This window comes from Allobosea sp. NPDC055332 (assembly GCF_053645455.1).
This window is the reverse complement of sequence record NZ_JBSHMO010000002.1, coordinates 453,178-477,655: the sequence shown is the minus strand read 5'-3', so window position 1 is coordinate 477,655 and position 24,478 is coordinate 453,178. Positions and strand designations below refer to the sequence as shown.

At 68.8% G+C, this 24,478-nt stretch carries 29 protein-coding genes; 26 read left to right on the top strand and 3 right to left on the bottom strand.

Annotated features, from left to right (window positions below; genetic code table 11):
* Positions 1-146: 146 nt before the first annotated feature.
* Genes ACWIGM_RS10930 through ACWIGM_RS10900 form a run of 7 tightly spaced genes read left to right on the top strand, consistent with a single transcriptional unit; the run spans position 147 to position 5,157 of the window.
* On the top strand, positions 147-545 hold the full coding sequence (locus tag ACWIGM_RS10930) for a hypothetical protein (RefSeq protein ID WP_454025965.1): 399 nt from the start codon (positions 147-149) through the stop codon (positions 543-545).
* A complete protein-coding gene (locus tag ACWIGM_RS10925; RefSeq protein WP_454025964.1) occupies positions 526-1,791 on the top strand; it encodes a DNA-packaging protein in 1,266 nt (421 codons plus the stop codon). Before ACWIGM_RS10930 ends, ACWIGM_RS10925 begins: the two co-directional genes overlap by 20 nt.
* A 32-nt stretch (positions 1,792-1,823) precedes the next feature.
* Positions 1,824-2,996, top strand: a complete 1,173-nt coding sequence (locus ACWIGM_RS10920) for a phage portal protein (RefSeq protein WP_454025963.1) — start codon at positions 1,824-1,826, stop codon at positions 2,994-2,996.
* Entirely contained in the window at positions 2,993-3,193 is a 201-nt protein-coding gene (locus ACWIGM_RS10915) for a hypothetical protein (protein WP_454025962.1), read from the top strand. The genes ACWIGM_RS10920 and ACWIGM_RS10915 overlap by 4 nt, the downstream gene beginning before the upstream one ends.
* Entirely contained in the window at positions 3,190-3,357 is a 168-nt protein-coding gene (locus ACWIGM_RS10910; protein WP_454025961.1) for a hypothetical protein, read from the top strand. Before ACWIGM_RS10915 ends, ACWIGM_RS10910 begins: the two co-directional genes overlap by 4 nt.
* An 8-nt stretch (positions 3,358-3,365) precedes the next feature.
* Entirely contained in the window at positions 3,366-3,878 is a 513-nt protein-coding gene (locus ACWIGM_RS10905; protein WP_454025960.1) for an HK97 family phage prohead protease, read from the top strand.
* A 37-nt stretch (positions 3,879-3,915) separates the two neighbouring features.
* On the top strand, positions 3,916-5,157 hold the full coding sequence (locus ACWIGM_RS10900) for a phage major capsid protein (RefSeq protein ID WP_454025959.1): 1,242 nt from the start codon (positions 3,916-3,918) through the stop codon (positions 5,155-5,157).
* A gap of 6 nt (positions 5,158-5,163) precedes the next feature.
* Here ACWIGM_RS10900 and ACWIGM_RS10895 read toward each other — a convergent pair whose 3' ends face one another.
* Positions 5,164-6,018 (bottom strand): S1 family peptidase, encoded by an 855-nt coding sequence (locus ACWIGM_RS10895; RefSeq protein WP_454025958.1) that lies wholly within the window; start codon positions 6,016-6,018, stop codon positions 5,164-5,166.
* Positions 6,019-6,096: 78 nt separating this feature from the next.
* A complete protein-coding gene (locus ACWIGM_RS10890) occupies positions 6,097-6,870 on the bottom strand; it encodes a S1 family peptidase (protein ID WP_454025957.1) in 774 nt (257 codons plus the stop codon).
* A gap of 74 nt (positions 6,871-6,944) precedes the next feature.
* On the opposite strand from ACWIGM_RS10890, the gene ACWIGM_RS10885 reads away from it, so the two are divergent.
* The 18 genes from ACWIGM_RS10885 (at position 6,945) to ACWIGM_RS10800 (ending at position 22,478) form a co-directional block, all read left to right on the top strand.
* On the top strand, positions 6,945-7,514 hold the full coding sequence (locus ACWIGM_RS10885) for a head-tail connector protein (RefSeq protein ID WP_454025956.1): 570 nt from the start codon (positions 6,945-6,947) through the stop codon (positions 7,512-7,514).
* Positions 7,514-7,861, top strand: a complete 348-nt coding sequence (locus ACWIGM_RS10880) for a phage head closure protein (protein WP_454025955.1) — start codon at positions 7,514-7,516, stop codon at positions 7,859-7,861. Before ACWIGM_RS10885 ends, ACWIGM_RS10880 begins: the two co-directional genes overlap by 1 nt.
* Positions 7,858-8,268 carry a DUF3168 domain-containing protein gene (locus tag ACWIGM_RS10875; protein ID WP_454025954.1) on the top strand — a complete coding sequence of 137 codons (411 nt, stop codon included), beginning with the start codon at positions 7,858-7,860 and terminating at the stop codon, positions 8,266-8,268. Before ACWIGM_RS10880 ends, ACWIGM_RS10875 begins: the two co-directional genes overlap by 4 nt.
* A 20-nt stretch (positions 8,269-8,288) precedes the next feature.
* Positions 8,289-8,699, top strand: coding sequence for a phage major tail protein, TP901-1 family (locus ACWIGM_RS10870; RefSeq protein ID WP_091831012.1), 411 nt, complete (start codon positions 8,289-8,291; stop codon positions 8,697-8,699).
* A gap of 11 nt (positions 8,700-8,710) precedes the next feature.
* Positions 8,711-9,064: a gene transfer agent family protein gene (locus ACWIGM_RS10865; RefSeq protein ID WP_454025953.1), complete on the top strand. Its 354-nt coding sequence runs from the start codon at positions 8,711-8,713 to the stop codon at positions 9,062-9,064.
* On the top strand, positions 9,061-9,306 hold the full coding sequence (locus ACWIGM_RS10860; protein ID WP_454025952.1) for a phage tail assembly chaperone: 246 nt from the start codon (positions 9,061-9,063) through the stop codon (positions 9,304-9,306). The genes ACWIGM_RS10865 and ACWIGM_RS10860 overlap by 4 nt, the downstream gene beginning before the upstream one ends.
* Positions 9,299-9,901, top strand: coding sequence for a phage tail tape measure protein (locus ACWIGM_RS10855; RefSeq protein ID WP_454025951.1), 603 nt, complete (start codon positions 9,299-9,301; stop codon positions 9,899-9,901). Before ACWIGM_RS10860 ends, ACWIGM_RS10855 begins: the two co-directional genes overlap by 8 nt.
* A gap of 33 nt (positions 9,902-9,934) precedes the next feature.
* Entirely contained in the window at positions 9,935-10,576 is a 642-nt protein-coding gene (locus ACWIGM_RS10850; RefSeq protein ID WP_454025950.1) for a phage distal tail protein, Rcc01695 family, read from the top strand.
* A 9-nt stretch (positions 10,577-10,585) separates the two neighbouring features.
* Positions 10,586-11,476: a DUF2163 domain-containing protein gene (locus ACWIGM_RS10845; RefSeq protein WP_454025949.1), complete on the top strand. Its 891-nt coding sequence runs from the start codon at positions 10,586-10,588 to the stop codon at positions 11,474-11,476.
* Positions 11,473-11,919, top strand: a complete 447-nt coding sequence (locus ACWIGM_RS10840; RefSeq protein ID WP_454025948.1) for an NlpC/P60 family protein — start codon at positions 11,473-11,475, stop codon at positions 11,917-11,919. The genes ACWIGM_RS10845 and ACWIGM_RS10840 overlap by 4 nt, the downstream gene beginning before the upstream one ends.
* Positions 11,919-15,851 (top strand): baseplate multidomain protein megatron, encoded by a 3,933-nt coding sequence (locus ACWIGM_RS10835; RefSeq protein ID WP_454025947.1) that lies wholly within the window; start codon positions 11,919-11,921, stop codon positions 15,849-15,851. Before ACWIGM_RS10840 ends, ACWIGM_RS10835 begins: the two co-directional genes overlap by 1 nt.
* Positions 15,852-15,902: 51 nt before the next feature.
* Entirely contained in the window at positions 15,903-16,229 is a 327-nt protein-coding gene (locus ACWIGM_RS10830) for a PepSY domain-containing protein (protein WP_454025946.1), read from the top strand.
* 46 nt (positions 16,230-16,275) lie between these two features.
* The gene (locus ACWIGM_RS10825) at positions 16,276-16,938 is read left to right on the top strand and encodes a response regulator transcription factor (protein ID WP_110490706.1); all 663 of its coding nucleotides are present in this window, start codon (positions 16,276-16,278) and stop codon (positions 16,936-16,938) included.
* 8 nt (positions 16,939-16,946) lie between these two features.
* Positions 16,947-18,323: an ATP-binding protein gene (locus ACWIGM_RS10820; protein WP_454025945.1), complete on the top strand. Its 1,377-nt coding sequence runs from the start codon at positions 16,947-16,949 to the stop codon at positions 18,321-18,323.
* Positions 18,324-18,399: 76 nt separating this feature from the next.
* Positions 18,400-19,503, top strand: a complete 1,104-nt coding sequence (ccmI, locus tag ACWIGM_RS10815; protein WP_454025944.1) for a c-type cytochrome biogenesis protein CcmI — start codon at positions 18,400-18,402, stop codon at positions 19,501-19,503.
* Positions 19,504-19,544: 41 nt separating this feature from the next.
* Complete coding sequence (ccmE, locus tag ACWIGM_RS10810; RefSeq protein ID WP_454026975.1) at positions 19,545-20,018, top strand: cytochrome c maturation protein CcmE; 474 nt, start codon at positions 19,545-19,547, stop codon at positions 20,016-20,018.
* Between the two features lie 10 nt (positions 20,019-20,028).
* Complete coding sequence (locus tag ACWIGM_RS10805; protein ID WP_454025943.1) at positions 20,029-22,011, top strand: heme lyase CcmF/NrfE family subunit; 1,983 nt, start codon at positions 20,029-20,031, stop codon at positions 22,009-22,011.
* Between the two features lie 5 nt (positions 22,012-22,016).
* Entirely contained in the window at positions 22,017-22,478 is a 462-nt protein-coding gene (locus tag ACWIGM_RS10800) for a cytochrome c-type biogenesis protein (RefSeq protein WP_454025942.1), read from the top strand.
* Between the two features lie 5 nt (positions 22,479-22,483).
* Here ACWIGM_RS10800 and ACWIGM_RS10795 read toward each other — a convergent pair whose 3' ends face one another.
* Positions 22,484-22,996: a hypothetical protein gene (locus ACWIGM_RS10795; RefSeq protein WP_454025941.1), complete on the bottom strand. Its 513-nt coding sequence runs from the start codon at positions 22,994-22,996 to the stop codon at positions 22,484-22,486.
* Between the two features lie 194 nt (positions 22,997-23,190).
* Here ACWIGM_RS10795 and ACWIGM_RS10790 point away from each other — a divergent pair, with 194 nt between their 5' ends.
* The gene (locus ACWIGM_RS10790; RefSeq protein ID WP_454025940.1) at positions 23,191-24,426 is read left to right on the top strand and encodes a trypsin-like peptidase domain-containing protein; all 1,236 of its coding nucleotides are present in this window, start codon (positions 23,191-23,193) and stop codon (positions 24,424-24,426) included.
* Positions 24,427-24,478: the final 52 nt, after the last annotated feature.

Sequence of the window (24,478 nt, the reverse complement as noted above, 5' to 3'; positions counted from 1 at the left end):
TCCTCGCGATAGGAATTTTATCCTTGACATCGTGACGCTGATCAGGTAGAGATCGGGAACGCTCACGAAGTGTGCCTGAGACGAACGAAGCCGCCGCGCTGTCCAGCCGGCGGCTTTTCCATGTCGGGTCCGAGCCGAGGTTTCCGATGACCGACGATAGCGATGATGCCGCCCCGGCTCGGCCGGCGGCGAAGCGCAAACCCGCGCCGCGCGGCCGCAAGGCGGTGATCGGCAAGCTCTGGAAGGCGGCGCAGACGCAGCTCGAAGCCCATGAGGCGCATCTGGCCGAGTTGCCGGCCGGAACGGCCGCGAGCGAGGTCGATGCCAAGACGCTGGCGACGCTGGCTCGCACGGTGCGCGAGCTGGTTGCTCTGGATTCTGCTGCAGCGGGGGAAGGAAGAAAGTCCGAGGATGAGCCCAGCCCCGCCGAAGGATTGCGCCGGGTCGATGAGCTTCGCAGCGAGCTTGGACGCCGTCTTGCGGTCCTTGCCGCCGAAGAGGCGGGCGCGGCTGGTGCGACGCCTCATGGAGACAGCCTCGCCTGAAGAGCAACCAATTATTCTTACGACTTGGGCTGCTTGGGCGCGCCCTGATCAGTTTCCCCCGTCACAGTATGACTGGTTCAGCTGGCTCGTTCTTGGTGGAAGAGGCGCCGGAAAGACGCGGACTGGCGCCGAGTGGGTACGGGGCACGGCACTGGGGCGATGGCCGTTCGCGGCCAAGCCGGTCGGCCGCATCGCCCTGGTCGGTGAGACGCAGGCTCAGGTTCGCGACGTGATGATCGAGGGCGTCTCCGGGCTGCTCGCGATCCATCATCGTTGGGAGAAGCCGATCTGGTCGCCGTCGCGGCGCCGGCTCGAATGGGGCAATGGCGCGATCGCGCAGGTCTTCACCGCCGAGGACCCGGAAGGTTTGCGCGGGCCGCAATTCGGTGCCGCCTGGTCCGACGAACTGGCGAAGTGGCCGAACCTTCAGGAGACCTGGGACATGCTGCAGCTCGGCCTGAGACTCGGCGATAGCCCAAGGCAGGTGGTGACGACGACGCCGCGCCCGCTGCCGTTGATCAAGAGGCTACTCGACGATCCCAGAGTCGCTGTCAGCCGAGCGGCGACCCGCGCCAATCGCTTCAATCTGGCACCGAGCTTTCTCGACAGCGTGAGCCAAGCCTATGGCGGCACCCGGCTCGGCCGGCAGGAGCTCGAAGGCGAGATCGTCGAGGAGAGCGCCGATGCGCTCTGGAGCCGGGCGCTGATCGAGGAATGCCGCGAGAGCGAGGCGCCGCCGCTGGCGCGGATCGTCGTGGCGATCGATCCGCCGGCCTCTTCGTCGAAGCGGGCCGATAGCTGCGGGCTCGTCGCGGCCGGCACCGATCGCGATGGCATCGGCCATGTGCTAGCGGATGCGACGCTCGCCGGCGCCAAGCCGCATGAGTGGGCGCAAGCCGCCGTCGCGCTCTATCGCCGGCTGGACGCCGACGCGCTGGTCGTCGAGGTCAACCAGGGCGGCGAGATGGCGACAAGCGTCATCCGCGAGGTCGATCCGGGCGTGCCGGTCACAGCCGTCCGGGCTTCGCGCGGAAAATTCCTGCGGGCCGAGCCGGTGGCGGCGCTCTATGCGCAGGGCCGGGTGCGCCATGCCGGCGCCTTTCCGGCACTTGAGGACGAGATGTGCGATTTCGGCCCGACTGGGCTGAGTTCCGGCCGCTCGCCTGACCGCCTCGACGCGCTGGTCTGGGCGCTGACGCATCTGATGCTCGGGCCGAAAGGGCGGCCGCGGGTAAGGGGGCTCTAACGCCCGACCGCCGCAACAACAGCGAGAAACCTATGCTCAACTTCCTTCGCAGCCTGCGCGGCCACGCCGCGCCGGAACAGAAGCGCTCGCGCGTCGGGCCGCTGATCGCGCTGCACGAGGCCGGCCGCCCAGTCTGGACGCCGCGCGACTACGGCGCGCTCGCAAGGGAGGGCTATCAGCGCAATCCGGTGGTGCATCGCTGCGTCCGTCTGATTGCCGAGGCGGCAGCGCAGACGCAGCTGATCGCCAAGGTCGGCGGGCGCGAGATGCCGGAGCATCCAGCCCTGGCGCTGATCGAGCGGCCCAATCCGCGCCAGGGCGGCATCGCCTTCCGCGAGATGCTCTACGGTCATCTGCTCGTCGCCGGGAACGCCTATGTCGAGGCGGCGAGCATCGGCCGCGAACCGCGCGAGCTCCATGCGCTGCGGCCCGACCGGATGCGCGTGGTGCCCGGCCGCGACGGCTGGCCCGAGGCCTATGACTATACCGTCGGCGCGCAGACGGTCCGCTTTCGCCAAGATGAGGGTGCGCTGCCGCCGATCCTGCATCTGTCGCTGTTCCATCCCGTCGACGACCATTACGGCCTCTCGCCGGTGGAGGCGGCCGCCTGCTCGCTCGATGTCCACAACGCCGCCGGCGCCTGGCACAAGTCCCTGCTCGACAATGCGGCACGGCCCTCCGGCGCCCTGGTCTATGACGGGCCCGAAGGCGGCACGCTGACCGAGGCGCAGTTCGAGCGGCTGAAGCAGGAGCTGGAGGACGGCTTCCAGGGCGCGCGCAATGCCGGGCGCCCGCTGCTGCTCGAAGGCGGGCTCGACTGGAAGCCGCTGTCGCTGTCGCCAGCCGAGCTTGACTTCGTCGCCGCCAAGGGCGTCGCCGCCCGCGAGATCGCGCTCGCCTTCGGCGTGCCGCCGCTGCTGCTCGGTCTGCCCGGCGACAACACCCATGCCAATTTCGCCGAGGCCAACCGCGCCTTCTGGCGCCAGACGCTGATCCCGCTGGTTCGGCGCACGGCGCAGTCTCTGGCGCAATGGCTCGGGCCGGCCTTCGGCGATGCGCTCGTGCTGGAGCCCGATCTCGATGCAATCGAGGCGCTGGCGGAGGAGCGGGAGTCGCTGTGGCGGCGCGTCTCCGCAGCCGGCTTCCTTAGCGAGGACGAGAAACGTGAGGCGGTCGGCTATGGCCGCCGGGAGGTATCGTCATGAGCCCGTTCGATGAAGCCGCGGCGGGCATCGTTGCGCGCGGCGATCTCGGCCATCTCGCGCTGCTGCTCTGGGCCTTCTGCGCCTCGGGACTCGCGCTGTTTTCCCTACGCGAGCTGATCGCCGCCAACCGACGCTTCGACGAGTTCGTGCGCGAGCTCGCCCGCTTCAACGCCCGCTACGAGGGAGGGGATTCATGAGCAAGACCGGTGGCAAGCCGCCCAGGCCGGCTCCAGCGGCTGTCAGATCGGGTGTGGCCGCGCCGCGTCCCGGCCGCCAGCCGCGCGAGGTGTTCGGCCGCTTCTTCGAGACGCTCGGGCAGCTCGACTCCGGTGGGCGCGGCGGGCGGGGAGGGGCGCGATGAGAGCTGCCATGCCCCGTTATCCCGCCTTGGCGCGCGAGGCCAAGTTCCTGGCGCAGCCGCTGGCCCGGGTCGAGCCGGACGGCGCTTTCGAGGGCTATGCCAGCCTGTTCCGCATCGCCGATCTCGGCAAGGACGTGGTCGAGCCCGGCGCTTTCCGCGACAGTCTCGCCCGCCGCGGCGCCGCTGGCATCAGGATGCTCTGGCAGCATGATCCGACTGAGCCGATCGGCCGTTGGCTCGACCTGCGCGAGGATTCGCGCGGCCTTTATGTCCGCGGCCGGCTCTCGCTGGCCGTGGGGCGCGCCCGCGAGCTGCATGCGCTGATGCGCGACGGTGCCGTCGATGGACTCTCGATCGGCTTCCGCTCGCAGCGTGCCCGCAGCGAGCCGCGCACCGGTTTGCGCCGGCTGGAGAAGGTCGACCTCTGGGAGATCTCGCTCGTCACCTTCCCGATGCTGCCGCAGGCCCGGGTCAGCGCCGTCAAGGCGCTGCGCCCACCCTGCCGTGCCGCCATCGCCTGAAAAATCCACCTGAAGCCGCAGAACCACAGGAGAACCCATGACTGCGCCGAACCAGGCTCCCGAGATCAAGGCGACCGGCGAGGCCGCCGCCATCTATGACGATCTGCGCTATACGCTGGAGGCCTACCGCGCCACCAATGACGAGCGTCTGGCTGAGCTCGAGACCCGCATGGGCGGCGACGTGCTCACCGGCGAGAAGCTCGCTCGCCTCGACGACGCACTCGACGAGACCCGCCGCCGGCTCGACCGGCTGAGCCTCGACAGTCGCCGGCCGGCGCTGGGCGCGAGCGAGGATCGCGACCCGGCTGTGGCTGAGCACAAGGCCGCCTTCGCGTCCTATGTCCGCCATGGCGAGGCGACCGGTCTTAAGCGGCTCGAGGCCAAGGCGCTCTCGGCCGGCTCCGGCCCGGATGGCGGCTATCTCGCGCCCTCGACCGTCGAGGGCGAGATCCTGCGGCGCCTGGCGACGGTGTCGCCGATCCGCTCCATCGCGACGGTCCGCACCATCTCCTCCGGGACCTACAAGAAGGCCTTCTCCACCACCGGCCCGGCTTCCGGCTGGGTGGCGGAGACGGCGGCGCGTCCGCAGACCGGCACGCCGACGCTGGCCGAGCTCTCCTTTCCGGCGATGGAGCTCTATGCCATGCCGGCGGCGACGCAGACCCTGCTCGACGACGCGATTGTCGACATCGACCAGTGGATCGCCGAGGAGGTCGAGAGTACCTTCGCCGAGCAGGAGGGCGCGGCCTTCGTCGCAGGTGACGGCATCGACAAGCCCAAGGGCTTCCTGGCCTATCCGACCGTCGCGGATGCGAGCTGGAGCTGGGGCAATATCGGCACGTTGAAGACCGGCGTCGCCGGCGCTTTCGCCGCCTCGAACCCGTCCGACATCCTGGTCGACCTCGTCTATGCGCTGAAGGCCGGCTATCGCCAGAACGCCAGCTTCGTGATGAACCGCAAGACGCAAGCCGCGGTGCGCAAGTTCAAGGACTCGACCGGCCAGTATCTCTGGCAGCCGCCGGCCGCGGCGGGCGCGCAGGCGACCCTGCTCGGCTTCCCGGTCGTCGAGGCCGAGGACATGCCGAACATCGCGGCCGACTCGGTCTCGATCGCCTTCGGCGACTTCCGCCGCGGCTATCTCGTCGTCGACCGGGCGGGCGTGCGCATCCTGCGCGATCCCTACTCCGCCAAGCCACACGTGCTGTTCTACACGACCAAGCGCGTCGGCGGCGGCGTGCAGGACTTCGCCGCGATCAAGGGACTGAAGTTCTCGGCCTGACCCCGGCTAACGCCCGAACCACCAGCTGTAGCTCGCACTCGGGCGGGCATTCTCGCCCGCCTGGCGCGGCTCATCGCCATAGTTGAGCAGCCGCTCGCTCGCCTCGGCGATCCAGGCACGGTGGTCGTTGATCGGGGTGATCGCGGTGAAGCCACCGCAAATCAGCTTGACGCGCGAGCTCAAGGGGCCGCTCGACCAGGAGACGATGCCGACGAGATCACGCGATCCGGCCGGACCACGCAACACCGGTCCGCCGGAATCGCCGCGGCAGGCGCCGGCGCCAAGGATCTCGCCACGGTTCTCGGTGTCGACCGCGACCTTGACGGTGTTGGCGGTGGTGTAGTTGCCAGCGTTGACAAGCGTGACCTCCCGCAGGGTGCGCGCGGTCTTCTTGTTGGTCTCGGAGGCGAGGCCGAAGCCGGCCATGGTCACGGTCTCGCCCTGCCACAGGCCGCTGCCGAGCGTCAGTGGCTGGATGTCGGCCGGCAGCGGTGCGGCGAGGCGCAGCAGCGCCAGGTCCGCGCCGGGCTGGGTGCGCGGCGTCGTGCCAGGCACGAAGGTCGGATGCGGCAGCACGGCCGCGACCGCGTGGGTGCGGTTGCGGAAGCGCTTGTCGAGGCTGATCACGCGCACCGAGCCGCCGGTCATCAGGCAATGTGCTGCGGTGAGCACGAGCTCGGAGGAAATCGCAGCGCCGGAGCAGAGCTCGCCACGGCTGGTCTCGACCCGCAAGGTCGAGGCGCGCACGCCGTCGATCGCACGCGACTGCACGCCGCCGATCACTGCCTGTGCCGGCGCAGTCATCTGCAGGCCGGCGCAAAAAGCGACCGCGATAGTCGCGGCGCGCTTTGAAGAGATCATGGTCGAGGCCATCATTGCCATGGTGCCAGTCTAGGGTTTGCTGCGGCGCAGTCCAGTGCTCTTCGCAGCCGCAAGCGATCAGGGAGCGGTAGTCCAGTCGGCGCTCTCGCCCCAGCCGGACAATGTGCGGTCGATCCAGCTGCGCTGGGGCGCGACGAGAACGCCCTGGCTGAGCAGGCCGCATTGCTTGCCTGACGGTCCGGTCGACCAGCTGGAAACGGCGACGACGCTGTCTGAGCCTGCGAGGATCGGCCCGCCGGAATCGCCCTGGCAGGCGCCGGCGCCCGGCCGCTTTCCGCCGGTCGACGGGTCCGAGGCCCAGAGCAGGATCTTGCCGGGTCCGTAAGGTTCGACGGTGGCGAGCGAGGCCGAACGGTAGGTGCCGGTCGTCTTCGCCTCGCCCTCGCGCGCGACGCCGTAGCCTGCGAGCGTGACCGGCGCTCCGGCTCGCGGCAGGCCGCTGTCGACGAGCGTCGCGGTCGAGAAGCGCGCCGGCAGCGGCGCGCTAAGCCTGACCAGGGCGAGATCGATCGAACGCTGCCGGTTCGTGACGGATTTGGCGTTGAATTCGGGATGAAGGGCGATCGCCGCCGGCTCGATCAGCACGGGCTCGCCGCCGTCGCGCCAATGGATGCGCAGGTCGACGCGAGCATCGGCGCAATGGGCGGCAGTGAGGATGGCGCGGCGCGACAGCACGATACCGGTGCAGACGCCGCCGCGTGCATTGAGGATCATCAGGGTCGCGCCGGCGAGAGGGCCGCCCTCGCGCCCGCCGACCACCGCCGAGGCGGGCCAGGGCGCAGCGAGTGCTGCTGTCAGGGTCGTCAGTGCAATCGCCGCTCTGCCACGCATCGAGCCGTCTCCGCTGTCGGGCCGGGCTCGATACAGCATCGCTGGCACTGTTCAAACCGGAAAGAGGAAGGACCATGACGCCGCTCGCGCTGACGCCGCCGGCCATCGAGCCGGTCTCGCTGTCGGAAGCCAAGGACTTTCTGCGGATCATCGCCGATGACGAGGACGAATTGCTCGGGACCTTGATCACGGCGGCAAGGCTGATGATCGAGGCCGCCTCCGGACGCCTGCTGATCGAGCAGGGCTGGCGAATCGTGCTCGACGCCTGGCCGCAGAGCGGTGAGATCCGCCTGCCGCTCTCACCGATGCGCAGCCTCACCGCTGCACGCGTTCATCCTGCCGTTGGCGCTGCAGAAACCATTGTGCCGTCGTCGCTGACTCTGGTCGAGGGCTCTGATCCACCGCTGATCAGGGTTACCGGGCCGGTTCCGTCTCCCGGCCGCGCCCATGCCGCGGTCGAGGTCGACCTCGTTGCCGGTTTCGGCGCAACGCGCGATACGGTGCCGGCGCCGTTGCGGCAGGCCGTGCTGCGACTCGCCTGCCGCTGGTTCGAACATCGCGGCGACGTGGTCAGCCGTGATGCACTACGGCTGCCGGCCGAGATCGCCGCGCTCGTCGCGCCCTTTCGCCGCGTGAGGCTGTGATGCTCCGCGAGACATCGAAGGGACGCCGCCCCGTCGGCGCACTGCGTCGGCGCCTGCTGCTGGAGGCTCCCATCGAGACGGCGGATGGCGCTGGTGGCCAGCTGCGCAGCTTCGAAACGATCGCCGCCGTCTGGGCCCAGCTCGAATGGCTCTCAGGCAACGAGCGCTGGCGCGGCGAGCGGCCCGAACAGGCGGCGAGCCACCGCATCACCCTGCGCTGGCGCAGTGGCGTCGACACCGGCCAGCGCCTGCGTGATGGCCACCAGATATTCGAGATCCGTGCGGTCGGCGATCCCGATGGCAGCCGCCGGCGCCTCGTCTGCCTGGTCGAGGAGGTCAGCCGATGAGCGATGCCATCCTGCCGCTGCGCCGCGCCATCCATGCGCATCTCTCCGCTGATATCGGGCTGACGGCGCTGATCGGGGCCGGTCGCATCCATGACGAGCCGCCGCGTGCCCTCAGTGGGCTCTACGTCGTCCATGGCGAGGTCACGGCCGAGGACTGGTCGACCGGCAGCGATCGCGGCTGCGAGCAGAAGTTCTCCCTGACCATCTGGGCCGGAGAGAGCGCCTCCTCGCGCAAGGCGCTCGAGGCGGCAGCGCGCATCGTCGCCAGCCTGGAAGGCGCAGCGCTCGCGCTTGAAGGCCATCGGCTCGTCAATCTCGGCTGGCTCGCCTCGAAACTCGCCCGCGATCCCAAGACTCATCTGCCGACCGTGACGCTGACCTTCCGGGCCGTCACTGAAGCGCTCTGACCCTTACGAAAGGACCGTCGATGCCCGCCCAGAAAGGCAAGGACCTGCTGCTCAAGGCTGCCGATGCTGGCGGCAGCTTCGTCACCGTGGCGGGCCTGCGCGCCCGCCAGATCGCCTTCAATGCCGAGGCGGTCGATGTCACCCATGCCGAGTCGGCCGGGCGCTGGCGCGAATTGCTGGCGGGAGCCGGCATGCGCCGCGCCAGCATCAGCGGCGCCGGCATCTTCAAGGACGAAGCCTCGGACGCGCTGGTGCGCCAGATCTTCTTCGACGGCGCGATCCGCGACTGGCAGGTGATCGTGCCCGATTTCGGCGTGATCACCGGGCCGTTCCAGCTCTCGACGCTCGAATATCGCGGCGACCACGCTGCCGAAGTCACCTTCGAGCTGTCGCTGGAATCGGCCGGCCAGCTCAGCTTCACGCTCGCCTGAGGAGAGGCCGTATGGTCAATCGCTACAGGGGCGAGGTCGCGCTGATGGTCGAGGGGCGGGCGCTGCCGATGCGGCTCACTCTCGCCGCGCTCGCCGAGCTCGAGGACGCTTTCGCGGTCGAGAACCTGCCGGCGCTGGGCGAGCGCTTCGCGGCCGGCCGCCTCTCGGCCCGCGACATCACGCGCATCCTGTCAGCCGGGCTGCGCGGCGCCGGGGGGACGCTCGCTGCTGACGAGGTCGCGGCGCTACACTTCGACGGTGGGCTCAACGGCGCCATCGCCGCGGCGATCGCATTGCTCGACGCAACCTTCGCGCCGGCGGGCGAGGGGGCGGAAACCCGCCCTCAGTCGCCGCCGTCGGCTTGAAGGCTCCGGCGGCGGTTCCGTTCCCCTGGCGCGAGGTGATGGCCTTCGGGCTCGGGCGCCTGCGCTGGACGCCGGACGCGTTCTGGGCCGCGAGCCCGCGCGAAATCCTGGCCGCGATCGAGGCCCATCGGCCAGCCCAGGCGGGCGAACCGCCTTCGCGGGGGACGCTGGATGAGCTGATGCGGGCTCATCCGGACCTCAGTTCCCGTAACGACGAGTGGAAAGGCGGCGCCGATGGCTGACGAAGACGATTCCTCCTCTTATTCCACCTCCTTCGACGCCGGCGGCCTGCGCTCGCTGAACACGCTGACCCAGAGCCTGACCAAGTCGGCGCAAGCCTTCGGCAAATCGATCACCACGGCCTTCGCCAGCGGCATCATCGAGGGCAAGCGCTTCGAGGACGTGCTGCGCAGCATCGGCACCTCGCTGAGCCAGAGCCTGCTGAAATCGGCGTTGAAGCCGTTGCAGAGCGCAATCTCCAGCTGGCTCGGCTCCGGCATCAACAGCCTGGCCGGGCTCTTCTCGGGAGGTGTTGGCGGTGGCAGCAGCCCGCCGGTGACCTTCTTCGCCGATGGCGGTGTCGTTGCCGCGCCCTCCTATTTCGCCATGGGACGTGGGCTCGGACTGATGGGCGAACGCGGGGCGGAGGCGATCATGCCTCTCTCCCGTGGTCCTGACGGCAAGCTCGGCGTGCGGGCTGGCGGTAGCGGTGATCGGCGCCCGGTCAGCGTCACCGTCCAGGTTTCGACGCCGGATGCAGACAGCTTCCGCCGCTCCGAGGCGCAGGTCTCGGCGGCGATCGCGCGCGCGGTGGCGCGCGGCAACCGGGCCCTCTGAGCCCCGCGTGACGACAGGACAGGGAGAGGCGGCATGAGCGGCTTCCATGAGGTGCGCTTCCCGCCGGGAATCGCCCGCGGCGCCCGCGGTGGGCCGGAGCGGCTGACCCAGGTCGTGGCGCTGGCCTCGGGTCGGGAGGTCCGCAACAGCCGCTGGGCGCATTCGCGCCGACGCTACGACGCCGGCTTCGGCATCCGCACGTTCGATGCGCTGGCCGAGGTCGTCGGCTTCTTCGAGGAAAGGCGCGGCCGGCTCTATGGCTTTCGCTGGCGTGATCAGCTCGACTGGAAGAGCTGTGCCCCCTCCGGGACGCCCGCGGCGAGCGATCAGCAGATCGGCGTCGGCGACGGCGCGACGCGGGTTTTCCAGCTCTGCAAACTCTATGGCGGCCTGCATGCGCCCTATGTCCGCCGCATTACCAAGCCTGTCGCGGGAACAGTGCTGATCGCTGTCGACGGTGTCGCGCAGGCGCAGCCGACGGCCGTGTCCTGCGATTACGCCAGCGGTACGGTCACCTTCGTGGTCGGCCATGCCCCGCCTGCCGGCGCCGTCGTCAGCGCCGGCTTTTCCTTCGACGTTCCGGTTCGCTTCGACACCGATGCGATCGAGGTCGATCTGTCGGCCTTCGAGGCCGGCGACATCCCCAAGATCCCGATCGTCGAGATCGCCGACTGAGGCTTTGCCATGCGGACATTATCCCCTGGGCTCGCCGCGCATGTCGCCGGCGAGGCGACCACGCTTTGCCGGTGCTGGAGCCTGACCCGCCGTGACGGCGCGGTGCTCGGCTTCACTGATCACGATCGCGATCTTTCCTTCGACAGCATCCTGTTTCGCGCGAACGCCGGCCTGGAAGCCGCAGAAACCAGCTCGGAGCTCGGCTTTGCCACCAGTGGCGGCGAGGTGCTCGGGGCCCTCGCAGCAAGCGGCCTCAACGAAGAGGATCTGTCGCGTGGCCTTTACGATGACGCCCGTGTCGCCCTCTGGCTGGTCAACTGGGCCGACCCCGGCCAGCGCACCTTACTGGAGACGGGTTTCGTCGGCGAGGTGAAGCGCAGCGACAGCAATTTCACCGCCGAGGTTCGCGGGCTCGGCAAGGCCTTCGACGAAGAGCGCGGGCGGCTCTACACGGCGACCTGTTCTGCCGATCTAGGGGATAATCGCTGCGGTGCGCCGGTGCTTCCGGCGCCGGGGATGGTTGCAGCTACGGACGGCCGGCTCACCGTCACGGCGCCGGTTCTCGGCGGTTTCCAGGACGGGCATTTCAGCGGGGGGCGGCTGACGTTCCAGGCAGGCCAGAATGTCGGATTCTCGACCGAGATCCGCAGCCATCGCAATGCAGACGGCGCCGTCGTTCTGCAACTCTGGCAGGCGGCGCCGCGCCCGATCGCAATCGGCGACTTCTTCATGGCTTTCCCCGGCTGCGACAAGCGCTTCGCCACCTGCCGCGACAAGTTCGGCAACGGCGTCAATTTCCGCGGCTTCCCACATCTGCCGGGGAACGACTTCATCGTCGGCGGCACCGGCGCCGGCAGCCCTGGCGCTGGTCCGTTCGACGGCGGGAGCCTGTTCCGATGACGGGCATCGATGTGTCACGGGAGCGGATTGTCGCCGCCGCGCGCGGCTGGCTCGGCACGCCCTATCACCACCAGGCGTCGCTGCGCGGCGTCGGCTGCGATTGCCTCGGGCTGGTGCGTGGCGTCTGGCGTGACCTCTATGGCGACGAGCCCGAGCCGACGCCGCCTTATTCGCCATACTGGGCGCAACAGGGCGCGGGCGAGACGCTGGCGCTGGCAGCGGAACGTCATCTCGTTCCGGTCGAGCCTGAAACGGCACGTCCGGGCGATGTGCTGCTCTTCCGCTGGCGCGCCCATCTGCCGGCGGCGCACTGCGCCATCCTGACCGAGGCGGACCGCATCCTGCACGCGCATGACGGTGCCGCGGTCGGCGAAGTCGCCTTCACCGGCTGGTGGCGGCGCCATCTCAGCCATGCCTTTGTCTTTCCGGAGCTCGATGCCTGATGGCCACGCTCGTTCTGCAGGTCGCCGGTTCGGTGCTCGGCGCGGCCGTCGGTGGCCCGTTCGGTGCCATGATCGGCCGTTCGCTCGGCGCGATCGCCGGTGCGAGCCTCGACCAGGGTCTCTTCGGCGGCGGGGGTGGCACGCGTATCGTCGAAGGTCCGCGCCTGAAGGAGATCGATGGTCTCGCCTCGACCGAAGGGGCGCCGATTCCGCGCGTCTACGGTCGGGCCAGGCTCGGCGGCCAACTGATCTGGGCGACGCGCTTCGAAGAGGAGGTGACGACCACCGTCACCCGTACCAAGAGCGGCGGCAAAGGCGGTCAGAAGGCGCAGAAGACCTACGAGACCACCTACAGTTACTACGCAAATCTCGCGGTTGCGGTCTGCGAGGGGCCGATCGCCTTCGTGCGCCGGATCTGGGCCGATGGGCGCGAGATCGACTTCAACGCTGTCACGCTGCGCATCCATCGCGGTTTCGAGAACCAGGAGCCGGATCCGCTGATCTCAGCCAAGGAGGCCGGCGCGGCGCCGGCCTATCGCGGCACGGCCTATGTCGTGTTCGAGCGCTTTCCGCTCGCCGATTACGGCAATCGCGTGCCGCAATTCTCCTTCGAGGTGGTGCGCGCGGTGCCGGGGCTTGGCGAGATGATCCGCGCGGTCACTCTGATCCCTGGGGCGAGCGAATTCATCTACCAGCCGACCCTGATCAACCAGGAACCTGAAGCCGGCGTCACCATCGCCGAGAACCGACATCAATTGCACAGCGCCACCGATATCGATGGTGCGATCGGGCATCTGCTGGCGCTCTGCCCCTACCTGCGGCGGATCTCGCTGGTCGTCAGCTGGTTCGGCGACGATCTGCGCGCCGGTTCCTGCACCATCGCGCCGCGCGTCGAGATCGCCGACAAGAACACCCCGGATGCACCGTGGTTGGTCGCTGGTCTGGATCGGGCAAGCGCGCGCATCGTCAGCCAGTCGAGCAGCCGACCGGCCTATGGCGGCACGCCCTCGGACGAAAGCGTGATCGCTCTGATCCGGCGCTTGCGCCAAGTCTATGGGCTCGAAGTCGTTCTCTATCCCTTCGTGATGATGGACGTGCCGGCCGGCAACGCGCTGCCTGATCCGCACACCGGCAACGCTTCCCAGCCGTCCTATCCCTGGCGTGGCAGGATCACGTGCTCCCCGGCTCCGGGCCAGTCCGGATCGCCCGACGGAACGTCGGCCGCGGCCGACCAGATCGCGAATTTCCTCGGCGCTGCGACTGCGGCCGATTTCTCGCTCGATGGCGACAAGGTCGTCTGCGCGCGGCCGGACGAATGGAGCTTCCGCCGCGCAGTGCTGCATGCGGCCATGCTCGCCAAGGCGGCCGGCGGGGTCGAGGGCTTCATCATCGGCTCCGAACTGGTCGGCCTGACACGGGTCCGTGCGGCATCCGGCTCCTATCCCATGGTCGACGGGCTCGTTGCGCTTGCCGTCGAGGTCCGCGCCATTCTGCCGACGCCGGCCAAACTGACCTATGCGGCCGACTGGACCGAATATGGCGCCCATGTTCGCGATGGCGGGCAGGAGGTCCGCTTTCCGCTCGATCCGCTCTGGTCGAGCGCGCATATCGATGCGATCGGCATCGACTACTACGCCCCGCTCTCCGACTGGCGCGATACGCCTGACCATGCCGATATCGCCATCGCGCGCGGCCCTGCCGACGTCGATCATCTGCGCAGCAGGCTGACGTCTGGAGAAGCCTACGACTGGTACTATGCCAGCTTCGCCGGCCGCCAGGCCCAGATGCGTCTGCCGATTGCGGACGGCGCCTTCGGCAAGCCCTGGATCTTCCGCCAGAAGGACCTGCCGAACTGGTGGCTGAATCCGCATGTCCAACGCTTCGGCGGCATGGAGATCGGCGCGACCGGCTGGCTTCCGGGCTCGAAACCGATCTGGCTGACCGAGATCGGCCTGCCAGCAGTCGACAAGGGCGGCAACTCGCCGAACGTCTTCCCCGATCCGAAATCGATTGATGGCGGCTATCCGCATTTCTCGACGAGGGCGCGCGACGACCTCGTCCAGGCGCGCGGGCTGGAGGCGATACTGTCGGGATTTGATCCTGCGCTCCCAGGGTTCGATCCGCAGCGTAATCCGACCTCGCTCTCGCTCGGCCAGCGCATGGTCGATCCGGCCAGTATTTTCGTCTGGACCTGGGATGCCAGGCCGTTCCCGGCCTTCCCGGAGCTGGCCTCGGTCTGGGCCGACGGAGCGAACTATGAGACGGGCCATTGGATCAACGGCCGGCTCGAAGGCGTAACGCTCGACCGGCTGGTGCGAGCGATCCTGACCGACTACGGCCTCCCGGCACCAGAGGAAGTCGCCATCGACGGCTTCGTCGATGGTTTCGTCCTCGACCGGCCGGTCTCGGCGCGGCAGGCGCTCGAGCCGCTGGCCCAGGCATTCGGCTTCGATGCCGTGATGTCCTCCGGCAAGCTCGCCTTCCGTGGTCGCGCCGCGACTGTCGCGCACGCCTTGTCGATCGACGATCTCGTGCTCGATCGCGACGGCCAGCCCTTCGAGCTGCGCCGGGCGCAGGAGAGCGAGCTGCCGCGCGAGCTGCGCCTCGTCCATATCGACGGGAACAATGATTATCGACAGGTGACGGCCCGCTCGCGGCGCCTTGCCGGAGCCGCGCGCCGGGAGAATGCCGTCGAATTGCCGGTGGTCACGCGTCGTGGCGAAGGGCAGCGCCTCGCCGATCAGCGGCTGCAGGAGATCTGGGCCGGCCGCGAGACGCTCGAACTGGAGCTGTCGCCGCGCTGCATCGGTCTCGAAGCGGGCGATATCGTCTCGCTCGAGCTTGCAGGGCAGCCGCGCCTGTTCCGGTTGACGCGGATCAGCGACGGCCCGACGCGGCGCGCCGATGCGCGCGCGGTCGAGCCGGCGATCTATCGTGGTGCGGCAGCCGGAGCGGGAGACGGCGAACGTCCACCGAAGGTGACTCCGCGGGTCGCCGGACGGCCGGACGCGCTGATCCTTGATCTTCCGATTGCGCGGGAAACACCGCCGCCTCTGCAATCGCTCGCGGCCTTCGCCGATCCCTGGCCCGGCGGGCTTGCGATCTGGCGCGCCGCCGAGGGCATGCCGTTCGCGCTGGCCGGCATCGTCGCGGCACCTTCCATCATGGGCGAGAGCCTGACGGTGCTCGCGCCCGGGCCGCTCTGGCGGACCGATCGGCACGCCTCGGTCGATGTCCGCTTGCGTGGCGGCAATCTCGCTTCCGTTGCCTCGGAGGCCGCCTTGGCCGGTGCCAACGCGCTCGCCTTTGTCGATGCGGCGGGAGAGGTCGAGATCCTGACGTCGGCGCGGGTCGAACTGATCGGAACGCGGACATTCCGGCTGTCGCAGATGGTGCGCGGGCTCGGCGGTTCGGAGGCAGCGGCGGCGCGGACTTTGGCTGCGGGAGCGCGCGTCGTCGTGCTCGACGGTGCTGCGGTCCCGCTGACGACGAACCTCGACGATGTCGGCCGTCATCTCCGATATCGGATCGGCCCGCCCAATGCCGATGTTGCGGCAGCATTGATGCGTGAGCTCTCCGCCACGGTCGGGACGGCACCATTGCGGCCGCTGGCGCCGGTCCGCCCGCGAGCCCGACGCTCGCTGTCAGGTATCGCCTTGAGCTGGATCCGACGCAGCCGCGTCGGCGGGGATTCCTGGGAGGCTGTCGAGGTGCCACTGGGCGAGGAGACCGAACACTATCGCGTGACGATCCGTGTCGGCGACGACATCGTCAGGGTCTTCGAGACAGGTGCAGCCGCCGTGCTCTACGAAACGGCGCAGGAACTCGCCGATTTCAGCGGCCCTCAGAGCGCGCTGGACGTCGAGTTGGTGCAGTTCAGCGTCGTCGCGGGAGCTGGGCTTGCCCGGCGTGGACTCGTCGCGGTCCGCTGAGCTAGCCTCACGCCGATGTTCATGGCGCATTCACGCGTACCGGGCTAGCCCATGGCGATGATGCTGCTCGACCCAAACGTCGCGATTCTCGCGCTCGTGACCGCCACCGCTTCGCCGGTGGAGCCGGTCGATTCGCCGCAGCCGATCTCCTGCCTGTCGGCGCAGGAAACGCGCGAGGCGGTGTCGGACGGCAAGGTCATGCAGCCTGCGGTTGCCTCCCGCCATGCCCGCGAGGCCGCGCCCGGCGAAGTCCTGCGGATCAGGCTCTGCCGCCAGGGCGACGAGTTCATCTATGTGGTGACGACGATGAAGCGCGACGGCCGCGTTGCCCGGGTCACGCTCGACGGCGCCTCGGGCAAGGTGGCGGATATCCGCTAGTTCCGCTATGCCGCGTTTCTGATCCGCCAATCGGAGAAAACCCGCCGTGCGATTGCTCGTCGTCGAGGACGACAAGGACCTCAACCGCCAGATCGTCAATGCGCTGGAGAACGCGGGCTATGCCGTCGACAAGGCGTTCGATGGCGAGGAAGGGCTCTATCTCGGCGAGACCGAGCCTTATGACGCGGTGATCCTTGATCTCGGTCTGCCCAAGGTCGACGGCGTCGCGGTGCTGCAGGGCTGGCGCCGGGCCGGCAAGACCATGCCGGTGCTGATCCTGACGGCGCGCGACCGCTGGAGCGACAAGGTCTCGGGCTTCGACGCCGGCGCCGACGACTATGTCGTCAAGCCTTTCCATATCGAGGAACTGCTCGCCCGCGTCCGCGCCCTGCTGCGCCGCGCCGCCGGCCATGCGACCGCCGAGCTGATCTGCGGCCCCGTTCGTCTCGACACACGCGCCAGCCGCGTCGTCGTCGACGGCAACCCGGTCAAACTCACCTCGCACGAATACCGGCTGCTCGCCTATCTGATGCACCACCAGGGCCGCGTGGTCTCGCGCACCGAACTGGTCGAGCATCTCTACGACCAGGATTTCGACCGCGATTCCAATACGATCGAGGTCTTTGTCGGCCGCCTGCGCAAGAAGCTCGGCGTCGACGTCATCGAGACCGTGCGCGGGCTCGGCTACATCGCCGCAGCGAAGGCCTGAGCACTGCCATGCCGGTCACGCGGCAGCGCTTCTCGCTCGGTGCCCGGCTCTTCATCTCGGCCGCCATCTGCTGTGCGCTGGTGCTGATCCTCGCCGGCTTCGGCCTCACCACCTTCTACCGGCGCGCGGCCGAACGTGGCTTCGACGAACGCCTCAGCGTCTATATCAAGGAACTGGTCGCCGATCTCGCGGCGCCGCCCGAGGCCGAGCGCCAGGCGATCGGCGATCTTGGCGAGCCGCGCTTCGATCTGCCGCTCTCCGGCTGGTACTGGCAGATCATCCGGCTCGACGGCGAACGCCCGAGCGTGCGCACCTCACGTTCGCTCGTCGGTGGGCAATTGCCGAAGCTGCTCGACCAGAACCTGCAGCCGAATGCGCGCGGCCTGCGCGAGAGTTACGTCTCCGGCCCGGACGAGCGGGGCCTGCGCGTGCTCGAGCGCGAGATCGATGTCGGCGAGGACGGCCGCTTCACCGTGGGGGTCGCCGCGCCGGCCGATGAGATCGAAGGCGACATTCGCGACTTCCGCTTCGCCCTCACACTGACCTTCCTGTTCCTCGGGCTCGCCCTCGTCGCTTCGACCATCGCGCAGGTCCGCTTTGGCCTGCGCCCGCTGGCGCGCCTGCGCGCCGCGGTCGGCACGGTGCGCACCGGCGAAAGCACGCGCATCGCCGGGCGCTATCCGCCCGATCTTGCCCCGCTCGCAGGCGAACTCAACCAGCTCATCGACGCCAATCGCGAGATCCTGGAGCGTGCCCGCACCCAGGTCGGCAATCTCGCCCATGCCCTCAAGACGCCGCTCAGCGTGATGCAGAACGAGGCTGAGGCCGGGCAGGGCATCCTGTCCCAGACGGTTCGCCACCAGACCGCGATCATGCGCGATCAGGTCCAATACTATCTCGACCGGGCCCGGGCCGCCGCCTTGTCCGGCGCGCTCGGCGGCATTTGCGAGGTCTCGCCCTCGCTCGATGCCTTGATCCGCACCTTCGAGAAGATTGCGCAGGGCAGGGCGATCGAGGGCAGTCATACTGTTCCCGCTAGCACCCGCTTTCGCGGCGAGAAGCAGGATTTCGAGGAGATGCTCGGCAATCTGCTCGACAACGCCTTCAAATGGGCGCGCACTGAAGTGCAGGTCAACCTGGCGCCGGAAGCCCAGATGCCGGAAGGGCGCCTCGTTCTGCTGATCGACGATGATGGCCCAGGCCTTCCGGACGAGGCCATGGCCGAAGTCCTGAAGCGCGGCCGCAGGCTCGACGAGACGACGCCGGGTTCGGGGCTCGGCCTGTCGATAGTCGTCGATCTCGCCAAGCTCTATGGTGGTGGCCTCTCGCTGGAGCGTTCGCCGCTCGGTGGCCTTCGGGCTCGGCTCGTCCTGCCGGCGGTCTGACGTCGCATTGCCCGCGTGACCCTTTGTCGCCATCTTCGGACATGAACCGGCACCTTCGAACGGCTATGAACAGCGAATGCTGATCTGGATCATCTTCGCGGTCATGACCGGGGCCGCGGTCATGGCGGTGCTCTGGCCGCTCGGTCGCCGGGCTCCAGTGCTGTCCGTCGATACGGCCGGGGCGACCGCGCTCTACCGTGCCCAGCTCGCCGAGATCGATCGCGATCTCGGTCGCAAGCTGATCGGCGCCCCCGAGGCCGATGCGGCCAAGGCCGAGGCGGCGCGCAGGCTGTTGCGCGAGACGGCGTCGGAGGCCGCTCCTGCTGGTGAAAGCGAGCCGGCTTTACGTCGGCGCCGCGCGGCTTCAGCCATCGCACTCTCCTGCGTGCCTTTGCTGGCGCTGCTGATCTATGGCGCCTACGGCTCGCCAACCGTCCCGGATCAGCCGCTTGCTGCGCGGATGAAGGGCAATCCGGCGCAGGATTTCGAGCTGGCGCTGGCGCGGATCGAGGCTCATCTCGCAGCGAACCCCACCGATGGCAAAGGCTGGAACGTGCTCGCCCCGGTCTATCTCCGCCAGGGTCGCTTCGACGATGCCGCCAAGGCCTTCGCCAATGCGATCCGCTATGACGGCGCGACCACCGAGCGGCTGGGCGGCCAGGCCGAGGCGCAACTTCTCGCTGCTGGTGGCGTCGTCACCGCGGCGGCGCGTGAAAGCCTCGCCGAGGCGCTGAAGCTCGATCCGGCCAACCCGCGTGCCCGCTTCTTCATGGCGATCGCGCAGGAACAGGATGGGCAAGTGCCGGCCGCCATCACTTCCCTCAAAGCCCTGCTCGCAGAGGCGCCGGCCGATGCGCCCTGGGCGGCGACCGTCCGGGCGCGCCTCGACGGCCTGGAGCGCGCGGCCGCGCCGGCCGACGCGATTGCCAGTCTGCCGGAGGCCGAACGAATGGGCGCTATCCGCGGCATGGTCGACGGCCTTGCCGCGCGGCTCGCCGAAGGCGGCGGCAGCCTCGCCGACTGGTCGCGCCTGATCCGCTCGCAAGCCGTTCTGGGCGACCGCGAGGCGGCGCAGAAGTCGCTCTCCACGGCCCGCCAGCGTCTGGCGTCCGACCAGGAGGCAGCATCCGCCCTCGACGGCCTGCGCACCGAACTCGGCCTGCAGGAGACGTGGCGATGACCATCCAGGCCGGTATCCCTGCCTCGCCGCCGCGTAAGCGCCTGACCCGCAAGCAGCGCCGCCTCGTCGTGATCGCCTCGGCCGGGGTCGTGCTCGGCCTTGCTGCCGGGCTCGTCGCCTACGCGCTGCGGGATTCGATCGTCTTCTTCTATGGCCCGACCGAGATCGTCGAGAAGGGTCTTACGCCCGGCACCCGCCTGCGCCTCGGCGGCCTGGTCGAGACTGGTTCGGTTGAGCGCGGCACCAACCAGCGCGTCAGCTTCGCCGTCACCGACGGCAAGACCCGGACCATGGTCAGCTACACCGGCCTGCTGCCCGATCTCTTCCGCGAAGGGCAGGGCGTCGTCACTGAAGGCGTGCTCGAGGCGCCGGGGCGGTTCCGTGCCGATTCCGTCCTCGCCAAGCATGACGAGACCTATATGCCGCGCGAGGTCGCCGACGCGTTGAAGAAGCAGGGCCATTGGCAGCCCGGCGAAACCAAACCCGGCGCGCCTGCGGCGCCGGCCACGAAATAGGGCTGCGCCTGTGTTCGTCGAGATCGGTCATTTCGCGCTGGCATTGGCGCTCGGCGTCGCGGTCGTCCAGACGATCGTGCCGCTCTGGGGCGTGGCCCGGAACGACCCGGCCCTGGCTTCGGTTGGCCCGGCGGCGGCGATCGCCTGCTTCCTCCTGGTCGCGCTCTCCTTTGGCTGCCTGATGGCGTCCTATGTGGTCTCCGACTTCTCGGTCGAGAACGTCGCCGCCAATTCGCATTCGACGCAGCCGCTGATCTACAAGCTGACCTCTGTCTGGGGGAACCATGAGGGCTCGATGCTGCTCTGGGTCCTCATCCTCGTGCTGTTCGGCGCGCTGGTCGCGCTGTCGCGGCGTTCGCTGCCGGCGAAGCTGCGGGCTGGCACGCTCGCGGCGCAAGGCAGCGTCAGTGTCGCCTTCCTCGCCTTCACGCTGCTGACCTCGAACCCGTTCCGGCGGCTCGTTCCGGCGCCGGGCGAGGGGCAGGACCTCAATCCGATCCTGCAGGACCTCGGCCTCGCCATCCATCCGCCGCTGCTCTATGTCGGCTATGTCGGCTTTTCGATCACTTATGCCTTCGCCGTCGCGGCGCTGATCGAGGGCAAGATCGACGCGGTCTGGGCCCGGGCGGTCCGCCCGTGGACCCTGCTGGCCTGGACCTTCCTGACGCTCGGCATCGCCATGGGCTCCTACTGGGCCTATTACGAGCTCGGCTGGGGCGGCTGGTGGTTCTGGGACCCGGTCGAGAACGCCTCGCTGATGCCCTGGCTCGCCGGCACGGCCCTGATCCACTCGACCGTGGTGATGGAGAAGCGCGACGCGCTCAAGGTCTGGACGATCCTGCTCGCGATCCTGACCTTCTCGCTCTCGCTGCTCGGCACCTTCATCGTCCGCTCGGGCGTGCTGACTTCGGTGCATTCCTTCGCCAGCGACCCGCAGCGCGGCCTCTTCATCCTCGGCATCCTGATCGCCTTCATCGGCGGCTCGCTCGCGCTGTTCGCCTGGCGCGCGCCGCTGCTGAAGCAGGGCGGCCTGTTCGCGCCGGTCTCGCGGGAGAGCGCGCTCGTCGTCAACAATCTCTTCCTGGCGACGGCCTGCGCCACCGTCTTCATCGGCACGCTCTACCCGCTCGTGCTGGAGATGGTCACCGGCGACAAGATCTCGGTCGGCCCGCCCTTCTTCAACGCCACCTTCGTGCCGCTGCTGGTGCCGCTCTTGCTGCTGCTGCCGATCGGCCAGACGCTGGCCTGGAAGCGCGGCGACCTGCTCGGGGCGGCCCAGCGCGCCCAGGTCGCCTTCGGTGTCGGCGTGGTCACGACGCTGGCGATCTTCGCTTTCGTGCGTGGCGGCCCCGTGCTGGCACCGCTCGGCATCGGCCTCGGCGTCTTCCTCGTCGTCGGAGCGTTCTGGGAAGTCGGCGAACGTGTCGTCGGCCGCGCCAGCGGCGCGTCGGCGATGCTGTCGCGGGCGAAGGGGCTGCCGCGCTCGGCCTGGGGCACTGCGCTCGGCCATGCCGGCGTCGGTATCAGCGTGATCGGCATCGCTGCCGTCGCCTGGGGCACCGAGTCGATCGGCATGCTCAAGGTCGGCGAGAGCCTGACCAGCGGCCGCTACACCGCGACGCTGGAGGCGGTGACGCCCCGCACCGGGCCGAACTACCGCGAGGACGCAGCCCGCTTCCGTATCGTCGCCAACGGCCGCGAGCTGGAGCCGGTCGAGGCGATGAAGCGCATCTATACTGCGCGCGCCATGCCGACCACCGAGGCGGGCATCCGCACCAACGGCCTCGGCCAGGTCTATGTCAGCCTCGGCGAGCCCGATGGCAGCGGCGCCATCGCGGTCAGGCTACACGACAAGCCGCTGATCCTGCTGATCTGGATCGGCGCGCTGGTGATGGCGGCGGGCGGCGCGCTCTCGCTGACCGACCGGCGCTTCCGGCTGGCCGCGCCCCGTCGTGCCGCAGCACCGTCCGCGCTTCCGCAGGCGGCCGAGTGAGGCCGATGCGCGCTCTCCCGTTCCTCCTTACTGCGCTGCTGGCCTTTTCGGCACCAGCCATTGCCGTGCAGCCGGACGAGGTGCTGAAGAACCCGGCGTTGGAGCAGCGTGCGCGGGAGATTTCCTCCGGGCTGCGCTGCCTGGTCTGCCAGAACCAGTCGATCGACGATTCCGACGCGCCGCTCGCCAAGGATCTGCGCATCCTGGTGCGCGAGCGGCTGACCGCCGGCGACAGCGACGGGGCCGTGATCGATTTCGTCGTCGCGCGCTATGGCAACTTCGTCCTGCTGCGCCCGCCGATGAATGCGCGCACGATAGCCCTTTGGGCCGCGCCCTTCCTGATCGTGCTGTCCGGAGCCGTCTTCCTCTGGCGCAGGCGCAATCGGAGCGTTGCTCCGGCCAGCGTCGCACTCTCTGCCGACGAACAGGCGAGGCTGGACGAACTGATGAAGCGCGGCGACAGCTAGCTGACTTAGCGACTGATACCGCAGCGCTGGAAAAGCTCGGCTCTGTACGCATTGCTGCTGCGCCCGGGTACCGCATAGCCGCGAGGGCTGCCCGCGACGGGCTTTTCATAGGCGTAGGTCGCGTAGGTCCGCGCGAAGCAGGAAGCCTTTTCTCCCTGATAGCCGCGTTGCGCGGCGACTCTCAGGCCGGCACGATACGATCCCCCGGCGCTGTTGGAGGGGGCTTCCCTTGCAGCGGCGCGCTGCCTGATGTCGCCGAGCCGGTCGACGCTGCAGCGGCGTTGCAGCTCGGCGTTGTAAGCCTGCGTCGATGCGGCAAACCAGCTTCTCCGCCCGCCAGGTTTTTCGACGACCACCGCATGCTTGGCGAAGACGCGTCCATAGCAATCGGCGTTGTCGTAACCGCGGCGCTGTGCGAGGCGTACCCCGGTTTCATAGGCCGGCAGGTCTTGCGCCAGCGCGCTCTCCCCAACGACCAGTAATGCGGCGAGGGCCATGTATCCAATGGCGTATTTCATCTCGGCTTGCTCTCATCGCGCGCATCGACGGTAGGGAGCATTGCGACCGAGCCGGCGTCAAGCGGGCTCCAGCCCGGCTCCTTGCCAACCTTACGAAACTGTCATCATCGGGCGAAATTCAGGTAAGGCGCCGCCCGTCATGGTCCACCTCACGAAGCAGGGAAGGCCCTGCCTCCCGCATCGAGGTGAGAACCATGACCACCCAAGAAAACAACACCCCCGACATCACCGCTCGCACCCCGGCCACCGCCCGCTCGATCCTGAAGCGCGGCGCGATCGTCGCCGGTGCGGCGACGCTGAGCATCGGCCTGATGGCCGGCCTCGCCGACAACTTCCTCAACACGCACGGCGCCGCCAATGCGCAGCCGGTGCAGCTCTCGGGCCTGCAGCAGACGCAGCTGCCCTCCTTCGCTGACGTCGTCGACCGGGTTAAGCCCGCCGTCGTCTCCGTCCGCGTCAAGGCCAAGGTCGTCGCCAGCGCCAATGACGAGGGTGGTCCGGCCGGCATCGAAGGCCTGCCTCCCGGCCATCCGCTCGAGCGCTTCCTCCGCCGCTTCGGCGAGGAGGGCATGGGCCCGCGCGGGCCGCAGCAGCAGCCGCGCCTCCAGCTCTCTCAGGGCTCGGGCTTCTTCATCAGCCAGGACGGCTATGTCGTCACCAACAACCACGTCGTCGCCAACGCGGCCGAGGTCCAGCTCGTCACCGACGCCGGCAAGACGCTTTCAGCTAAGGTGATCGGCACCGATCCGCGCACCGATCTCGCGCTGCTCAAGGTCAACGAGTCCGGCAACTACCCCTTCGTCCAGCTCGCCTCCGGCAAGCCGCGTATCGGCGAGTGGGTGCTGGCGGTCGGCAATCCGTTCGGCCTCGGCGGCACCGTGACCGCAGGTATCGTCTCGGCGCAGGGGCGCGACATCGGCTCCGGTCCCTATGACGACTTCCTGCAGATCGATGCGGCGGTGAACCGCGGCAATTCCGGCGGTCCGACCTTCAACCAGAAGGGCGAGGTCGTCGGCGTCAACACCGCGATTTACTCGCCGTCCGGCGGCAATGTCGGCATCGCCTTCGCGATCCCGGCCGCCACGGTCCAGGGCGTCGTCGAGCAGCTCAAGGAGCACGGCTCGGTCGCCCGTGGCTTCATCGGCGTGCAGATCCAGCCGGTCACCGCCGAGGTCGCCGACGCCATCGGCCTGAAAGATGCCAAGGGCGCCCTGATCGCCGAGGCGCAGGCCAATGGTCCTGCCGCCAAGGCCGGGCTGAAGCGCGGCGACACCATTCTCGCGGTCAATGGCGAGAAGATCGCCGATGCCCGCGAGCTGTCGAAGAAGATCGCGACCTTCGCGCCGGGCACCAAGACGAGCCTGACCATCTGGCGCGACGGCAAGGAGCGCGAGGTCTCCTTCGAGGTCGGCCGCCAGCCGGCGGCCTGACCCCGGGTCCATCCAAGTTGGGGCATGCTCTCGCGCGTAGCGTCAGTTGATC

Coding starts and splice junctions, on each gene's coding strand:
- ACWIGM_RS10895 (WP_454025958.1), bottom strand. CDS start 6,018: ATGATCTCTTCAAAGCGCGCCGCGACTATCGCGGTCGCTTTTTGCGCC.
- ACWIGM_RS10795 (WP_454025941.1), bottom strand. CDS start 22,996: ATGAAATACGCCATTGGATACATGGCCCTCGCCGCATTACTGGTCGTT.
- ACWIGM_RS10875 (WP_454025954.1), top strand. CDS start 7,858: ATGAGCGATGCCATCCTGCCGCTGCGCCGCGCCATCCATGCGCATCTC.
- ACWIGM_RS10820 (WP_454025945.1), top strand. CDS start 16,947: ATGCCGGTCACGCGGCAGCGCTTCTCGCTCGGTGCCCGGCTCTTCATC.
- ACWIGM_RS10880 (WP_454025955.1), top strand. CDS start 7,514: ATGCTCCGCGAGACATCGAAGGGACGCCGCCCCGTCGGCGCACTGCGT.
- ACWIGM_RS10915 (WP_454025962.1), top strand. CDS start 2,993: ATGAGCCCGTTCGATGAAGCCGCGGCGGGCATCGTTGCGCGCGGCGAT.
- ACWIGM_RS10850 (WP_454025950.1), top strand. CDS start 9,935: ATGAGCGGCTTCCATGAGGTGCGCTTCCCGCCGGGAATCGCCCGCGGC.
- ACWIGM_RS10870 (WP_091831012.1), top strand. CDS start 8,289: ATGCCCGCCCAGAAAGGCAAGGACCTGCTGCTCAAGGCTGCCGATGCT.
- ACWIGM_RS10830 (WP_454025946.1), top strand. CDS start 15,903: ATGGCGATGATGCTGCTCGACCCAAACGTCGCGATTCTCGCGCTCGTG.
- ACWIGM_RS10900 (WP_454025959.1), top strand. CDS start 3,916: ATGACTGCGCCGAACCAGGCTCCCGAGATCAAGGCGACCGGCGAGGCC.
- ACWIGM_RS10910 (WP_454025961.1), top strand. CDS start 3,190: ATGAGCAAGACCGGTGGCAAGCCGCCCAGGCCGGCTCCAGCGGCTGTC.
- ACWIGM_RS10790 (WP_454025940.1), top strand. CDS start 23,191: ATGACCACCCAAGAAAACAACACCCCCGACATCACCGCTCGCACCCCG.
- ACWIGM_RS10840 (WP_454025948.1), top strand. CDS start 11,473: ATGACGGGCATCGATGTGTCACGGGAGCGGATTGTCGCCGCCGCGCGC.
- ACWIGM_RS10885 (WP_454025956.1), top strand. CDS start 6,945: ATGACGCCGCTCGCGCTGACGCCGCCGGCCATCGAGCCGGTCTCGCTG.
- ACWIGM_RS10925 (WP_454025964.1), top strand. CDS start 526: ATGGAGACAGCCTCGCCTGAAGAGCAACCAATTATTCTTACGACTTGG.
- ACWIGM_RS10905 (WP_454025960.1), top strand. CDS start 3,366: ATGCCCCGTTATCCCGCCTTGGCGCGCGAGGCCAAGTTCCTGGCGCAG.
- ACWIGM_RS10800 (WP_454025942.1), top strand. CDS start 22,017: ATGCGCGCTCTCCCGTTCCTCCTTACTGCGCTGCTGGCCTTTTCGGCA.
- ACWIGM_RS10920 (WP_454025963.1), top strand. CDS start 1,824: ATGCTCAACTTCCTTCGCAGCCTGCGCGGCCACGCCGCGCCGGAACAG.
- ACWIGM_RS10930 (WP_454025965.1), top strand. CDS start 147: ATGACCGACGATAGCGATGATGCCGCCCCGGCTCGGCCGGCGGCGAAG.
- ccmI (WP_454025944.1), top strand. CDS start 18,400: ATGCTGATCTGGATCATCTTCGCGGTCATGACCGGGGCCGCGGTCATG.
- ACWIGM_RS10890 (WP_454025957.1), bottom strand. CDS start 6,870: ATGCGTGGCAGAGCGGCGATTGCACTGACGACCCTGACAGCAGCACTC.
- ACWIGM_RS10845 (WP_454025949.1), top strand. CDS start 10,586: ATGCGGACATTATCCCCTGGGCTCGCCGCGCATGTCGCCGGCGAGGCG.
- ACWIGM_RS10855 (WP_454025951.1), top strand. CDS start 9,299: ATGGCTGACGAAGACGATTCCTCCTCTTATTCCACCTCCTTCGACGCC.
- ACWIGM_RS10835 (WP_454025947.1), top strand. CDS start 11,919: ATGGCCACGCTCGTTCTGCAGGTCGCCGGTTCGGTGCTCGGCGCGGCC.
- ACWIGM_RS10865 (WP_454025953.1), top strand. CDS start 8,711: ATGGTCAATCGCTACAGGGGCGAGGTCGCGCTGATGGTCGAGGGGCGG.